At 61.3% G+C, this 13,710-nt stretch carries 16 protein-coding genes; 9 read left to right on the forward strand and 7 right to left on the reverse strand.

The window, feature by feature from the left end; translation table 11 throughout:
- The first annotated feature begins 66 nt into the window (after window positions 1-66).
- Window positions 67-894, forward strand: coding sequence for a MurR/RpiR family transcriptional regulator (locus REA38_RS03490; RefSeq protein ID WP_043147107.1), 828 nt, complete (start codon window positions 67-69; stop codon window positions 892-894).
- Here REA38_RS03490 and REA38_RS03495 read toward each other — a convergent pair whose 3' ends face one another.
- Window positions 895-1,242, reverse strand: coding sequence for a DUF1294 domain-containing protein (locus tag REA38_RS03495; protein WP_103830128.1), 348 nt, complete (start codon window positions 1,240-1,242; stop codon window positions 895-897).
- A gap of 150 nt (window positions 1,243-1,392) precedes the next feature.
- On the opposite strand from REA38_RS03495, the gene REA38_RS03500 reads away from it, so the two are divergent.
- The gene (locus tag REA38_RS03500; protein WP_308885008.1) at window positions 1,393-2,832 is read left to right on the forward strand and encodes a DUF2867 domain-containing protein; all 1,440 of its coding nucleotides are present in this window, start codon (window positions 1,393-1,395) and stop codon (window positions 2,830-2,832) included.
- A gap of 158 nt (window positions 2,833-2,990) precedes the next feature.
- A complete protein-coding gene (locus REA38_RS03505) occupies window positions 2,991-4,001 on the forward strand; it encodes an NAD(P)-dependent oxidoreductase (protein ID WP_033646660.1) in 1,011 nt (336 codons plus the stop codon).
- Here REA38_RS03505 and REA38_RS03510 read toward each other — a convergent pair whose 3' ends face one another.
- Window positions 4,002-4,838, reverse strand: coding sequence for an N-acetylmuramoyl-L-alanine amidase (locus REA38_RS03510; protein WP_049197174.1), 837 nt, complete (start codon window positions 4,836-4,838; stop codon window positions 4,002-4,004).
- A 119-nt stretch (window positions 4,839-4,957) separates the two neighbouring features.
- On the reverse strand, window positions 4,958-5,281 hold the full coding sequence (locus tag REA38_RS03515) for a heavy metal-binding domain-containing protein (RefSeq protein ID WP_033637822.1): 324 nt from the start codon (window positions 5,279-5,281) through the stop codon (window positions 4,958-4,960).
- A 159-nt stretch (window positions 5,282-5,440) separates the two neighbouring features.
- Here REA38_RS03515 and REA38_RS03520 point away from each other — a divergent pair, with 159 nt between their 5' ends.
- The 6 genes from REA38_RS03520 to artJ (REA38_RS03545) all read left to right on the forward strand — a co-directional run bounded on the left by REA38_RS03520 (window position 5,441) and on the right by artJ (REA38_RS03545) (window position 10,068).
- Window positions 5,441-5,983, forward strand: a complete 543-nt coding sequence (locus REA38_RS03520) for a lipoprotein (protein WP_308885009.1) — start codon at window positions 5,441-5,443, stop codon at window positions 5,981-5,983.
- Window positions 5,984-6,247: 264 nt separating this feature from the next.
- Window positions 6,248-6,976 carry an arginine ABC transporter ATP-binding protein ArtP gene (gene artP, locus REA38_RS03525; RefSeq protein WP_038884338.1) on the forward strand — a complete coding sequence of 243 codons (729 nt, stop codon included), beginning with the start codon at window positions 6,248-6,250 and terminating at the stop codon, window positions 6,974-6,976.
- Between the two features lie 32 nt (window positions 6,977-7,008).
- Window positions 7,009-7,740 (forward strand): arginine ABC transporter substrate-binding protein, encoded by a 732-nt coding sequence (artJ, locus tag REA38_RS03530; RefSeq protein ID WP_308885011.1) that lies wholly within the window; start codon window positions 7,009-7,011, stop codon window positions 7,738-7,740.
- A gap of 9 nt (window positions 7,741-7,749) precedes the next feature.
- Window positions 7,750-8,466, forward strand: a complete 717-nt coding sequence (artQ, locus tag REA38_RS03535; protein WP_033637818.1) for an arginine ABC transporter permease ArtQ — start codon at window positions 7,750-7,752, stop codon at window positions 8,464-8,466.
- Window positions 8,466-9,134 carry an arginine ABC transporter permease ArtM gene (gene artM, locus REA38_RS03540; RefSeq protein WP_033637817.1) on the forward strand — a complete coding sequence of 223 codons (669 nt, stop codon included), beginning with the start codon at window positions 8,466-8,468 and terminating at the stop codon, window positions 9,132-9,134. The genes artQ and artM overlap by 1 nt, the downstream gene beginning before the upstream one ends.
- A gap of 199 nt (window positions 9,135-9,333) precedes the next feature.
- Complete coding sequence (gene artJ / locus REA38_RS03545) at window positions 9,334-10,068, forward strand: arginine ABC transporter substrate-binding protein (protein ID WP_033637816.1); 735 nt, start codon at window positions 9,334-9,336, stop codon at window positions 10,066-10,068.
- 32 nt (window positions 10,069-10,100) lie between these two features.
- Here artJ (REA38_RS03545) and rlmC read toward each other — a convergent pair whose 3' ends face one another.
- The 4 genes from rlmC to potH all read right to left on the reverse strand — a co-directional run bounded on the left by rlmC (window position 10,101) and on the right by potH (window position 13,689).
- Entirely contained in the window at window positions 10,101-11,231 is a 1,131-nt protein-coding gene (gene rlmC, locus REA38_RS03550) for a 23S rRNA (uracil(747)-C(5))-methyltransferase RlmC (RefSeq protein ID WP_308885014.1), read from the reverse strand.
- A gap of 69 nt (window positions 11,232-11,300) precedes the next feature.
- The gene (locus tag REA38_RS03555) at window positions 11,301-11,780 is read right to left on the reverse strand and encodes a YbjO family protein (protein ID WP_049197168.1); all 480 of its coding nucleotides are present in this window, start codon (window positions 11,778-11,780) and stop codon (window positions 11,301-11,303) included.
- Between the two features lie 104 nt (window positions 11,781-11,884).
- On the reverse strand, window positions 11,885-12,730 hold the full coding sequence (gene potI, locus REA38_RS03560; RefSeq protein WP_016928360.1) for a putrescine ABC transporter permease PotI: 846 nt from the start codon (window positions 12,728-12,730) through the stop codon (window positions 11,885-11,887).
- Window positions 12,727-13,689 (reverse strand): putrescine ABC transporter permease PotH, encoded by a 963-nt coding sequence (potH, locus tag REA38_RS03565; protein WP_308885017.1) that lies wholly within the window; start codon window positions 13,687-13,689, stop codon window positions 12,727-12,729. Before potH ends, potI begins: the two co-directional genes overlap by 4 nt.
- Between the last annotated feature and the right edge of the window lie 21 nt (window positions 13,690-13,710).

Here is a 13,710-nt window from a genome sequence, read left to right on the forward strand (position 1 = left end):
CGATTTCGCTGGCGAGCGGCGGCGTCTTTCCGCCACAATAGAAACGGGAATACTCAGAAAGGTAACGTGATGAATACAGGCAACTTGTTATTGCGGCTGCGGCAGGATTTGGCGGGGTACAGCCCCACGTTGCAAAAGCTCGGCAACTATCTTCTTGCGCAGCCCTCCCGCGCCGTTTACCTGACCATCACCGAACTGGCGCGTGAAAGCGCCACCAGCGAAGCCAGCGTCACGCGGCTGTGCCGCCATCTGGGCTGCAAAGGCTATACCGAATTTAAAATGGCGCTGGCCCTCAGCCTGCAACAAAGCCAGCCGGAGGCGACGACGCGGCAAAGCGCGACGGAAAATTTGGTGGAAGAGAGCGTTCAGGCGCTGCGGGATACCGGCGCACTGTTGGATCCGCAGGCGCTGCAACAGGCGGCGGACAGCCTGCAGCGTTGCGCTTCGGTGCAGATTTACGGCGTCGCCGCCAGCGCCATCATCGGCGATTTCCTGCACTACAAGCTGTTGCGCCTCGGCAAACCGGCGCAGCTGTTCAGCGACATGCACCGGGCGGCGATGAACGCCGCCTCGCTGAGTGAGCGGGATCTGCTGATCGTCATCTCCAGCTCCGGCTCCACCAAGGACGTGCTGCATGCGGTGGCATTGGCCAAAGGGCGCGGCGCACGCGTGATCGCCGTCAGCAACACCCAACGCAGCCCGCTGGCCAAGCTGGCGGATACGCTGCTGGTGGCGGCCAAACCGGAAGGGCCGCTGACCGCCGGCGCCCTGCCGGCCAAGGTCGGCGCCATGCTGCTGGTGGAGTTGATGATCGCCGAACTGGCTCGGCGCGATCCCGCCTACGCTCAGGCGATGCAGGCCACCGCCAGCGCCACCCTGCCGCTGCTGCTGTAATCAGAAGATCCAGCGGCCATAAATCCAGTACCACAGCCCCAGCACCGCCACCAGGTTGAGCGCCACGCTGAGGATGAACCAGGTTTTAAACGGCTGCTTCTGGGTTTTGTGGCGAAACAGCTGCTGTGCCGCCAGTGCGCCCAACCACCCGCCCAGCGCGCCGAACAGCAACAGCGTCGCCTCCGGCACCCGCCGCCACCCCTTGCGCGCCGCCAGCTTATCGCCGCCGTAGATCAGAAACGTCAGCAGGTTGGCCAGCAGCAACCACATCCACACCGGATGCAGCGAGAACAGGCTGGCGACCAGCGCCAGGCCCAGCAGGGCGTAACAAATCACATTGAGCTTCATGGCATCCGGTTTTTCGTTCGATAAAGGGCGCGTAGTGTGAACCTGCGCCACGATGGATGCAACCGGCTTATACCCATACAAAAAGTGCATTTAAACCCTGAATTTGGCATCCTGTCGTTCTGCCAATCCTCTACCGCACAAGGCGGCCCGATGACACCCCAACGCGTACTGGTTCTTGGAGCCAGCGGCTATATAGGCCAGAACCTGATCCCGCACCTGATCGAACAGGGGCACCAGATTACCGCCGCCGCGCGGCGCATCGAGTGGCTGCAGGAGCGGAACTGGCCGCAGGTCAACTGCCTGTATGCCGATCTGTACCGCCCGGAGACCCTGAGCGCGGCGCTGTGGGAGACAGATACGCTTTACTATCTGGTGCACGCTATGGGCGACGGCGACGATTTTATCGAGAAGGAGCGCCAGGCAGCGGAAAACCTGCGCGACGCGCTGCGCAATGCCGGCGTCAAACAGGTGATCTTCCTCGGCGCGCTGCAGCCGAACGACGACAGTTCGCCGCACCTGGCGGCCCGCCGCCTGACCGGCGAGATTTTGCGCCAGAGCGGCGTGCCGGTGACCGAACTGCGCGCCGGCATCATCGTCGGCCCCGGCTCGGCGGCGTTCGAAGTGATGCGCGACATGGTCTATAACCTGCCGGTGCTGACGCCGCCGCGCTGGGTGCGCTCGAAGTCGTCGCCGGTGGCGCTGGAGAACCTGCTGGTTTATCTGGCCGATCTGCTGGCGCACCCGGCGCAGGAGCACCGCATCTTCGACGTTGCCGGGCCGGAGTACCTCAGCTATCAGGATATGTTCCAACGCTTTATCGCCATCAGCGGCAAACGGCGCTGGCTGATCCCGATCCCTTTGCCGACGCGGCTGATTTCGGTGTGGTTCATCAGCCTGATCACCTCGGTGCCGACGCCGATCGCCCGCGCGCTGATCCAGGGGCTGAAGCACGATCTGCCCGCCGACGGCCGGCCGCTGCAGGCCCTGATCCCGCAGCGGCTGCACACCTTTGATCAGGCGGTCGCCACCACGCTGCAGCGCGAACAGGAGGTGGTCGATTCCGCCGACTGGGGCTACGATCCGGCGGCGCGGGCCCGCTGGCGCCCCGGCTACGGTTACTATCCAAAACAGGCCGGTTGTTCGCTGGACACCGCCGCCACCCGCGAGTCCCTGTGGCAAACGGTGCAGCAGCTGGGGGGCGAAGAAGGCTATTTCTACGCCAATATTCTGTGGCGGATCCGCGCCCGCATGGACGACATGATCGGCAACGGCGTGGTCTATGGCCGCCCGGCGCGCGCGAGCCTGGCGCTGGGCGACGAGATCGACGGCTGGAAAGTCATCACGCTGAAACCGCTGCGGCAACTGGCGCTGCTGTTCGGCATGAAGGCGCCGGGGCTGGGGCGGCTGAGCTTCACCATTACCGATCACGGCGATCGCCGCACGCTGGACGTGCGCGCCTGGTGGCATCCGGCCGGCTTTAGCGGGCTGCTGTATTGGTTCGCCATGATGCCCGCGCATCTGTTCATTTTCCGCGGCATGGCGAAGCGCATCGCCGAACTTGCCGAGGGCCTGGACCGCCAACGGCGCTGAACGCCGTTCATTTGTCGATCAACCGCACAGTTTGCCGCTGTGCTTCGGGGCTTTCCGATTGCATAGCGCACGAAATCACGGAAGAATGGCATCTTATTTGCTGGGAGCGCCGCAAGCGCCCGCCGGTATTCCGATTTTGGGTGAGAATAGAGTCCGTTATGAAGGTATTGGTCACCGGTGCCACCAGTGGGTTAGGCCGTAACGCCGTCGAATATCTGCGCCGTCAGGGCATCAAAGTGCGCGCCACCGGCCGCAACCAGGCGATGGGCGGCCTGCTGGAAAAAATGGGCGCGGAGTTCATTCATGCCGATCTCACCAATCTGATCTCTTCGCAGGCCAAGGCGATGCTGACGGACGTCGACGTGCTGTGGCACTGCTCCAGCTTCACCTCGCCCTGGGGCACCGAAGAGGCCTTCGAACTGGCCAACGTCCGCGCCACCCGCCGCCTCGGCGAATGGGCGGCGGCCTACGGCGTGGCGCAGTTCATTCACATCTCTTCCCCGGCGATCTATTTCGATTACCACCATCACCGCAACGTGACCGAAGACTTTCGCCCGCAGCGCTACGCCAACGAGTTCGCGCGCAGCAAGGCCGCCGGCGAGCAGGTGATCCAGCAGCTGGCGCTGTCCAATCCGCAGACCCATTTCACCATTCTGCGCCCGCAGGGATTGTTCGGGCCGCACGACAAGGTGATGCTGCCGCGGCTGCTGCAGATGATCAAACGCTACGGCAACCTGCTGCTGCCGCGCGGCGGCGCGGCGATGGTGGACATGACCTACCTGGAGAATGCGGTGCACGCCATGTGGCTGGCGACGCTAAAAGAAGATACGCCGTCCGGCCGCGCCTACAACATCACCAACCAGCAGCCGCGCCCGCTTCGCACCGTGGTGCAGCAGTTGATCGACGATTTGGGCATGAAGTGCCATATCCGCTCCGTCCCCTATCCGATGCTCGACATGATGGCACGCGGCATGGAGCGCCTCGGCAGCAAAAGCGAAAAGGAGCCGGTGCTGACCCACTACGGCGTCGCCAAACTCAATTTCGACCTCACGCTCGATACCACCCGCGCACAGCAAGAGCTGGGCTATCAGCCGATCGTCTCGCTGGAAGAAGGCATCGCGCGCACCGCCCGCTGGCTGAAAGATCACGGCAAGCTGCACGGCCTGTAATCAACGCGCCGCGCCGTACTTCACCAGCAGCGCATCGACAATCGCTTCACTCTCCGCATCCGGTTCGCCGCGCACATCGTCGGGCCGGAAGTGCATCTGAAACGCCGCCAGCACATTGCGCTGCTGCCGCGCATTCCACGACGGGTCGATCGCGTAGCCGTAACGCGCCAGCTTTTCGAGCAGCGGCGCCATCGGTACCGGCGCATGGCGATCGCGCCCCGCCAGCAAACGCTGCACGTCGCGTTCGTCCGGCCAGGCGCCGATGCCGGCCTGGGCCAGCTGCCGCCAGGGGAACAGCGGGCCGGGATCCTGTTTACGCTGCGGCGCGATGTCGCTGTGCCCCACCACGTCCTGCGGCTGGATGCCATAGCGTTGGATGATGTCGCGGCTCAGCGGGATCAGCACGGCGATCTGCTCCGCCGTATAGGGCTGCCAGTGGGTGAACAGCATGCTGCGGGTGAAGCCCTTGTTGACGATTTCGATGCCGATCGAGGTGTCATTGAGGTTGCTGCGGCCGCGCCAGGCGCTGGCGCCGGCATGCCAGGCGCGCATCGCTTCCGGCACCAGGCGGAACACCGTCGGTTTACCGTGTTCGCGCTGCGGATGCGCCGGCAGCAGATAATGCGCGCTGACGTGTTCGTCGGTCAGCGTTTTCAGCGATGAGTGGAAGTCTTCCGCCGTGTAGTGCATCACCAGAAAGCGGATGCGTTGATCCGCGCCCTGCGCCTGATGCAGGGTTTCGAGCTGGTAAGCGCCGCGATCGACGAGCGTGTCCTGCTGCGGATTTTGGCATCCCGCCAGCAGCGCGGCGGCGATGATCCCTGGCCAAATTTTCACTTATCCTCCCTGTGATGTGATGACCTGATATAGCGTTAACGTTAATCAATAATCGCCACGGAAGCCACCGTCGGACAAAGTAAAACGCCCCGGACGCGCCAGGGCGTTGGGGAGTGGGATTAGCGGCTGGCTTTCACCGCGGTGCCGCTGACGGTCACCATCAGCATGCTGCCGTCTTTGCCAACGGTTTCATAATCGATATCGATGCCGACCACCGCGTTGGCGCCCAGCTCTTTCGCCTGATCTTCCAGCTCTTCGAACGCGATCAAGCGCGCCTTGCGCAGCTCTTTCTCATAAGCGCCCGAGCGGCCGCCGACGATATCGCGCACGCCGGCGAAGAAATCACGAAAAATGTTGGCGCCGAGGATCGCTTCGCCGGTCACGACGCCGCAGTATTCAGTGATGGTGAACCCTTCCAGGGTCGGGGTAGTTGAAAGCTGCATCAGAATTCCTTGTTTGATTAATTCAACGTATCTATGACCAGAGGATTGGCATTATGTTCGCTTAATCAATGGCACGCAGTACGAATGCAAGGCCAAAAAACGCATTTATACTGTAAGCTATCGGTCTTCATGGTAGAGACTTTCACATAAGGTAATAAGATGAAAACAAAAACGATTGCGGCTGTTTTACCCTTAGCGCTGTTGCTGAGTGCCTGTACCACGGTGGAGCCGGCATACAAGGATATCGGCACCCGCAGCGGCAGCTGTGTGGAAGGCGGCCCGGATACGGTCGCGCAAAAGTTCTATGACCTGCGCATCCAGCAGGGCGCCGGCCTGCCGGACAGCAACCGACTGGCGCAGCTGCAGCCTTACCTGAGCAAAGTGCTGTATCAGGATCTGGTCAGCGCCGCCCAGAACCCGGGCAAGCATCGGATCACCGGCGACTTGTTCTCCGGCAATGCGCAGGGACCAAGCAGCGCGTCCGTCGCCAGCGCCTCGACCATTCCTAACACCGATGCGAAAAACATCCCGCTGCGCGTCGACTTGAGCTACCAAAAAGACGCCAACAGCACCGTGAACTGGCAGGACGAAGTGCTGATGGTGCGCGAAGGCACCTGCTGGGTGGTTGATGATATTCGCTACCTGAATGTTCCAACGCATGCCACCAACGGCAGCGTGCGCCAGGTGTTGGAAAACCAGTAACCCGCGATCCCCAGGCCGACGCGGGTTTGCCGCGTCGGCCATCCCCGCCTGCCGCCTGCCGCTCAGATTTCGTCCAATAGAAAAAATTTCGCTACCGATCTCACAGCCTGCACCACAAATCCCCTCCCTCGGCTTGAGTCGCGGTATCTTGTGCTAATCTTTTACTGTCCCGCCGCACACTCATAAATTTTAACGCACAAAGATTGCATAAGTATTCTGTGGAAGTTAACATTTGCGGCATCAATGTCTATTCAATTCTGGCGCATGAGTATTCAACTTAACGGTATCAATTGCTATTACGGCGCTCACCAGGCGCTGTTTGACATCACGCTGGATTGTCCAGCCGGGGAAACCTTGGTGCTGCTTGGCCCAAGCGGCGCCGGGAAAAGTTCATTGCTGCGGGTGCTGAACCTGCTGGAAATGCCGCGTTCGGGCCAACTGCAGATCGCCGGCAACCAATTCGACTTCAAGCAGGCGCCTGGCGAGAAAGCCATTCGCGAACTGCGTCAAAATGTCGGCATGGTGTTCCAGCAATACAACCTGTGGCCTCACCTCACCGTGGTTCAGAACCTGATCGAAGCGCCTTGCCGCGTGCTGGGTCTGACCAAGGCTCAGGCGATGGAGCGCGCCGACAAGCTGCTCAAGCGCCTGCGCCTGACCGACTTCGCCGATCGCTTCCCGCTGCACCTTTCCGGCGGCCAGCAGCAGCGCGTGGCAATCGCCCGCGCCCTGATGATGGAACCGCAGGTGCTGCTGTTCGATGAACCGACCGCGGCGCTGGATCCGGAAATCACCGCTCAGATCGTCAGCATCATTCGCGAACTGGCCGGCACCGGCATCACGCAGGTGATCGTCACCCACGAAGTGGAAGTGGCGCGCAAGACCGCCAGCCGCGTGGTGTACATGGAAAACGGCCACGTGGTGGAGCAAGGCGACAGCAGCCACTTCACGCAGCCGCGGACCACCGAGTTTGCCAACTACTTATCACACTAACAATTAACTTGCTGTAATTTGGGGAGTTTGCGATGAAAAAACTAATAATCGCCGCCGTTCTGGCCGGCATCAGCGTTTCCGCCTCCGCAGCCGAAACCATCCGTTTCGCTACCGAAGCCTCCTATCCTCCATTTGAATTTATTGACGCCGGCAACAAGATTCAGGGTTTTGATGTCGATCTGGCCAACGCGCTGTGCAAAGAGATGCAGGCCGAGTGCACCTTCACCAACCAGGCGTTCGACAGCCTGATCCCAAGCCTTAAATTCAAGCGTTTCGATGCGGTGATGGCCGGCATGGACATTACGCCGGAACGTGAAAAGCAGGTGCTGTTCACCAAGCCGTACTACGATAATTCGGCGCTGTTCATCGTGCAGAAAGGCAAAATCGCCGACGTGGCGGCGCTGAAAGGCAAGAAAGTGGGTGTGCAAAACGGCACCACTCACCAGAAATACCTGACCGACAAGCACCCGGAAATCACCACCGTGCCTTACGACAGCTACCAGAACGCCATTTTGGATCTGAAGAACGGCCGCGTTGATGCGGTGTTCGGCGATACCGCGGTGGTTAACGAGTGGCTGAAGCAGAATGACGCGCTGGCGGCAGTGGGCGCCAAAGTCACGGATAAAGACTACTTCGGCACCGGCCTCGGCATCGCGGTACGCCAGAAGAACACCGAGCTGCAGGGCAAGTTCAACGCCGCTCTGGACAAGATCAAGCAGGATGGGACCTATGAAACCATCTACAAAAAATGGTTCCAGCAGTAATACGCCCCGATGAATGAATTTCAACCTTTAGCAAGCGCCGCCGGCATGACCGTCGGCCTTGCCGTTTGCGCCCTGATCCTCGGGCTGATTCTGGCGATGCTGTTCGCCGTATGGGAATCGTCCCGCTGGAAAGCGGTCAGCTGGCTCGGCACCGCCTGGGTGACCGTGCTGCGCGGCCTGCCGGAAATCCTGGTGGTGCTGTTTATCTATTTCGGTTCGTCGCAGCTGCTGCTGATGCTCTCCGACGGCTTTACCCTCAACCTCGGTCTGTTCCAGCTGCCGATTCAGCTGGCGATCGACAATTTCGAAGTCAGCCCGTTCCTGTGCGGGGTGATCGCTCTGGCCCTGCTCTATTCCGCCTACGCTTCGCAGACGCTGCGCGGCGCGCTGAAAGCGGTGCCACAGGGGCAGTGGGAGTCCGGCCAGGCGCTGGGGCTCGGCAAGGCGGCGATCTTCTTTCGCCTGATCATGCCGCAGATGTGGCGCCACGCCCTGCCCGGCCTCGGCAACCAGTGGCTGGTGCTGCTGAAAGACACCGCGCTGGTGTCGCTGATCAGCGTGAACGATCTGATGCTGCAAACCAAAAGCATCGCCACCCGCACCCAGGAGCCTTTTACCTGGTATGTGATCGCGGCGGCCATCTACCTGCTGGTGACGCTGTTCAGCCAATACGTCATCAAACGCATTGAGCTGCGCGCCACGCGCTTTGAGCGGGGGCCGGTCTGATGATTGAGTATTTGCCGGAAATCCTCAAAGGGTTGCACACCAGCCTGACGCTGACCGTCGCCGCGCTGATCGTCGCGCTGGTGCTGTCGCTGCTGCTGACGGTGATCCTGACGCTGAAAACGCCTATCCTGACGCCGCTGGTCAAGATCTACGTGACGCTGTTCACCGGCACGCCGTTGCTGGTGCAGATCTTCCTGATCTACTACGGCCCCGGCCAGTTCCCGGCGATCCGCGACTACCCGTGGCTGTGGAATCTGCTGTCGCAGCCCTGGCTGTGCGCGATGATAGCGCTGGCGCTGAACAGCGCGGCCTACACCACGCAACTGTTCTACGGCGCGGTGCGCGCCATTCCCGCCGGGCAATGGCAGTCGTGCGAAGCGCTGGGCATGTCGCGCCGGCAGACGCTGCGCATCCTGCTGCCGTTCGCCTTCAAGCGCGCGCTGTCGTCTTACTCCAACGAAGTGGTGCTGGTGTTCAAAAGCACCTCGCTGGCTTACACCATCACGCTGATGGAAGTGATGGGCTACAGCCAGCTGATGTACGGCCGCACTTACGACGTCATGGTGTTTGGCGCCGCAGGCCTGGTGTACCTGTGCGTCAACGGCCTGCTGACGCTGCTGATGCGGCTGGTGGAGCGCCGCGCGCTGGCGTTTGAGCGCCGCAACTGAGGCCGCCTCCCCTCATGAGCCCCGCCGTCGTGCGGGGCTTTTTTTATTCTCGAGGCAATATTTAATCATTTTCATTGCATTTTAATTCACTCGATGGCAGGGTTATCAGCAGGTGTCCTCGCAAAAACCTCTGGCGATTACCAGTAAAAACAAACGATAGCGAAAAATCACTTTCAGGATCCAGACAGGAGCTCTACGCATGAAAAAACTGCTGCTTGCCGCGACGATGTTGGCCGGAATCACCTTTAACGCCACCGCGGCCGAGACCATCCGCTTCGCCGCCTCCGCCACCTACCCGCCGTTCGAATCGCTCGACGCCAATAACCAGATCGTCGGCTTCGATATCGATCTGGCCAACGCGCTGTGCAAGCAGATGCAGGCGCAGTGCACCTTCACCAACCAGGCGTTCGACAGCCTGATCGCCGCGCTGAAATTCAAGAAATACGATGCGGTGATTTCCGGTATGGATATCACGCCGGAGCGCAGCAAACAGGTCGCCTTCACCCAGCCTTACTACGCCAACTCGGCGATCGTGATTGCGCAAAAAGGCAAGTTCAGCTCGCTGGCGGATCTGAAAGGCAAAAAGCTCGGCATGGAAAACGGCACCACCCACCAGAAATACATGCAGGACAAGCACCCGGAGATTAACACCGTCTCTTACGACAGCTACCAAAACGCCATTCTGGAGCTGAAAAACGGCCGTATCGACGGCGTGTTCGGCGACACCGCCGTGGTGAACGAGTGGCTGAAAACCAACCCGCAGCTGGCGCCGGTCGGCGAGCACATCACCGATGCGCAATACTTCGGCACCGGTCTCGGCATCGCGGTGCGCCCGGACAACCAGGCGCTGCTGGCCAAGCTGAACGCCGCGCTGGACGCCATCAAGGCCGACGGCACCTACAAGGCCATCAACGACAAGTGGTTCCCGCAGTAAGCAATAAGGCCCGGTTATCCGGGCCTTATGCTTTATAAAATCCGCACCAACAGCGTCAGCACTTCGTAGTGCGCGGTATGCGGGAACATGTCGAACAGCTGCACCCGTTCGATGCGGTACCCCGACAACATTTCGATATCTTTCGCCATGCTCTCGGCGTTGCAGCTGGAATAGAGAATATAGCCCGGCGCCATCCGGCTCAGGTAGTCGCACAGCGCCTGGCCGATGCCGCGCCGCGGCGGGTTGACCAGCACCAGCTGCGGCACCTGGCCTTCGGCGGTGGCGAAACGGGTGGAATCGAGCGCCTGAAAATCTACGTGCAACAACCCTAACCGCTGCGCCGACTGGCGCGCGCAGGCGATCGCTTCTGCGCTGATCTCGATGCCGGTCAGCCGCGTTTGCGGCTGCGCGCAGTGCAGGCCGAAACCGCCGACGCCGCAGAACAGATCCCACATGCTGTCGATACCCAGCGCGCGCACCCAGTCGCGGGCGGTGGCATACAGATCGGCGGCGACCTGCGGGTTGGTCTGGAAGAAGCTTTGCGGGCGGATGAACAGCGGCACCTGATTGAACCGTTCCTCGAGCGCCTGCTGTTCGGTCAGCGCAATCTCGCGCTCCCCTTCCATGATCGCCATGTGCACCGGCTGAATATTGGCGGAGATCACCTTGAGCTGCGGCAACTGCTGCTGCAGCCACGGCAGCGCGGCGCGCAGCTGCGCCAGCTTGGTTTCCGAGCGCAGCACGAAGCGCAGCATCACGCCGCCGTCGAGCGTGCTTTCGGTCAGCAGCAGGTACTTCAGCTCGCCGCGTTTGCGCGCCACGTTGTACGGCGTCAGGCCCGCGCGGGCGATAAAGCTTTTCAGCACCGCGAACATCGGCGCAAAACCGGCAGGGTACAGCGGGCAGTCGCTCAGATCGGCCGGCGTGCCGTCGCGGTGCAGCATGCCGAGCAGCGGGCGCTCCACGCTGCCGCTGACCACCATCTTGGCTTTATTGCGAAATGCGCTCAGTTCCCCCGCCACCGGCAGCAGCCACTGCGCGACGTCGCGCCCGGCCAGCAGCGAGTGCAGGTGGTGCTGTTTGTCGGCCAGTTGCTGCGGATAGGGCTTTTCCAGCCACTGACAGGAACGGCAGGTGCCCGCCGTATACAAAGCGCAATGCATGAAGATTACCGTGAAGTTCAGGATGACGAATTAAGGGCGCAGAGTTTACCACTCCGCGCGCCTAAAATCTCACTTGCGCGCGGTGAAGAAGCGGCGGCTGGCGGTGGGAACGAACAGCAACGCCAGGATCACCGCGTCGGGGATCTTTTGCAGGATCAGAACGTGCAGGATTTGGCCGCTGGTTTCGCCTTCCACGGTGAACACCTCGGGAAAGACGCTGCCGATGGTGGCCAACAGCAGGTAAAGCACCACGATGCACTGGCAGGCCACATACCCCCAGCGCCCCCAGTTGCGGCCGCGCATCACGGCAAAACCGCAGCTGATTTGCAGGCACAGCAGCAGCAGGCCGGCCAGAAAGATAAAGGTAGAATCCCACGCCTGCGCGCTGGTGTTGACGAACTCCTGCGCGCCGTCGACGCCCAGCTCGCCCAGCAGCAGCACCACGCTGATACACTTGATCGCGACCATGGCGGTACCCGCCACCATCACCGGCACCGGCGCATCCGAAGTCGATCCCATTCCCTGCCCGCTTTTCAGCATGTCTGACATATCCGTATTCCGCTACGACGCGCCACCTATACAGGTGGCGCATGTAAAGTCAGGTAGTTAGTTGCAATACTTATTGATTGCAAAAATAGCAGGTTTGTTACGATTCAGCTACGGGCCGCCCGCTGCAATTCGCGCGATCGTTGTTTTTCCGAGCGCGCCATAAACCACCAGGCGATCAGGCCGAGAATGCCCACCACCAGCAGGATCAGGCTGGCCAACGCGTTAATTTCCGGATTCACCCCCATGCGCACGCTGGAGAACACCAGCATCGGCAGCGTGGTGGCGCCCGGGCCGGAGACGAAGCTGGCGATCACCAGGTCGTCCAGCGACAGGGTGAACGCCAGCATCCAGCCGGAGATCAGCGCCGGCGCGATCATCGGCAAGGTAATGACGAAGAACACCTTCAGCGGCGGCGCCCCCAGATCCATCGCCGCCTCTTCAATTGAGCGATCCACCTCGCGCAGGCGCGAGCTGATCACCACCGCCACGTAAGCGGTACAGAAGGTGACATGCGCCAGCCAGATGGTGAACATGCCGCGCTCCGACGGCCAGCCGAAGGCGTGCCCCATCGCCACGAACAGCAACAGCAGCGACAGGCCGGTGATCACGTCCGGCATCACCAGCGGCGCAGTCAGCATAAACGCGAAGCCGGTCGAACCGCGAAAGCGGCCGAAGCGCACCATCACCACGGCGGCGATGGCCCCCAGTACCACCGCGGCGGTGGCGGAAGCGGCGGCGATGGTCAGGCTGAGCCCCACCGCGCTGATCATCGCCGAGTCGTGGAACAGTTCGGTATACCAGCGCGTGGACCAGCCGGCCCACACCGTCACCAGCTTGGAGCTGTTGAAGGAGTAGATCACCAGCATCAGCATCGGCGCATACAGGAAGGTAAAGCCGATCGTCAGGATGGCGATGCGCCACGGTGAACGCACTACCGGCAAGTTGTTCATGCCTGCCCCCCCATTTCCTTGTTCTGGTGTTTGTGGAACCACAAAATTGGCACGATCAACAGCAGCAGCATGATGGTGGCGACCGCCGAGGCCACCGGCCAGTCGCGGTTATTGAAGAACTCCTGCCACAGCACGCGGCCGATCATGATGCTGTCCGGCCCACCGAGCAGTTCCGGGATCACGAACTCCCCCACCGCCGGAATGAACACCAGCATCGAACCGGCGATGATGCCGCCGCGCGTCAGCGGCACGATCACGCTGAAGAAGGTTTTCAGCGGCCGGGCGCCCAGATCCAGCGACGCCTCCACCAGCGAGTAATCCAGCCGGATCAGCGCCGTGTAGATCGGCAGCACCATAAACGGCAGATAGGAATAAACGATGCCGATATACACCGCCAGGTTGGTGTGCAGGATCACCAGCGGCTGATCGATGACACCCAGCCACATCAGGAAGTTATTCAGCATGCCATTGTTTTTCAGAATGCCCATCCAGGCATAGACGCGGATCAGGAACGAGGTCCAGGAAGGCAGGATCACCAGCAGCAGCAGAATGTTGCGGGTTGACGCCTTGCTGTGAGCCACCGCCCAGGCCAGCGGATAACCGATGATCAGGCAGCACAGCGTCGAGACCGCCGCCACGCGCAGCGACTGCAGGTAGGCGTCGATATACAGCGGATCGTCGGTCAGCTGCAGGTAGTTGGCAAAGTTGAGCGCGATGTTCAGCTTGCCGTCCACCCAGCTCATCAGCTCGGTGTAAGGCGGCACCGCCAGCGCCAGCTCCGCCAGGCTGATCTTGAACACGATCAGGAACGGCAGCATGAACAGCAGCGTCAGCCATAAATACGGCAGCACGATCACCAGCTTGCGGCCGTGAGCCATCAGCAGGCGGTGGAACAGCGCCTTGAGGGTGCCGGGCGTTTTGGCCGGCGGTTCCGGCGTGCGTTCAGAAAGCAGGGTCATACGGGTTACTCCTCACCGGCT

Source organism: Serratia sp. MF1(2023), assembly GCF_030954545.1.
In the GTDB taxonomy this organism is placed as follows: Bacteria; Pseudomonadota; Gammaproteobacteria; order Enterobacterales; family Enterobacteriaceae; genus Serratia; species Serratia sarumanii.

What these genes read in the sequence shown, in the direction of transcription:
- REA38_RS03520 (WP_308885009.1), top strand. Translation starts at nt 5,441, where the DNA reads ATGAAAACAAAAACGATTGCGGCTGTTTTACCCTTAGCGCTGTTGCTG.
- artM (WP_033637817.1), top strand. Translation starts at nt 8,466, where the DNA reads ATGATTGAGTATTTGCCGGAAATCCTCAAAGGGTTGCACACCAGCCTG.
- REA38_RS03515 (WP_033637822.1), bottom strand. Translation starts at nt 5,281, where the DNA reads ATGCAGCTTTCAACTACCCCGACCCTGGAAGGGTTCACCATCACTGAA.
- potI (WP_016928360.1), bottom strand. Translation starts at nt 12,730, where the DNA reads ATGAACAACTTGCCGGTAGTGCGTTCACCGTGGCGCATCGCCATCCTG.
- rlmC (WP_308885014.1), bottom strand. Translation starts at nt 11,231, where the DNA reads ATGCATTGCGCTTTGTATACGGCGGGCACCTGCCGTTCCTGTCAGTGG.
- artQ (WP_033637818.1), top strand. Translation starts at nt 7,750, where the DNA reads ATGAATGAATTTCAACCTTTAGCAAGCGCCGCCGGCATGACCGTCGGC.
- artJ (WP_033637816.1), top strand. Translation starts at nt 9,334, where the DNA reads ATGAAAAAACTGCTGCTTGCCGCGACGATGTTGGCCGGAATCACCTTT.
- REA38_RS03495 (WP_103830128.1), bottom strand. Translation starts at nt 1,242, where the DNA reads ATGAAGCTCAATGTGATTTGTTACGCCCTGCTGGGCCTGGCGCTGGTC.
- REA38_RS03505 (WP_033646660.1), top strand. Translation starts at nt 2,991, where the DNA reads ATGAAGGTATTGGTCACCGGTGCCACCAGTGGGTTAGGCCGTAACGCC.
- REA38_RS03555 (WP_049197168.1), bottom strand. Translation starts at nt 11,780, where the DNA reads ATGTCAGACATGCTGAAAAGCGGGCAGGGAATGGGATCGACTTCGGAT.
- artP (WP_038884338.1), top strand. Translation starts at nt 6,248, where the DNA reads ATGAGTATTCAACTTAACGGTATCAATTGCTATTACGGCGCTCACCAG.
- potH (WP_308885017.1), bottom strand. Translation starts at nt 13,689, where the DNA reads ATGACCCTGCTTTCTGAACGCACGCCGGAACCGCCGGCCAAAACGCCC.
- REA38_RS03500 (WP_308885008.1), top strand. Translation starts at nt 1,393, where the DNA reads ATGACACCCCAACGCGTACTGGTTCTTGGAGCCAGCGGCTATATAGGC.
- artJ (WP_308885011.1), top strand. Translation starts at nt 7,009, where the DNA reads ATGAAAAAACTAATAATCGCCGCCGTTCTGGCCGGCATCAGCGTTTCC.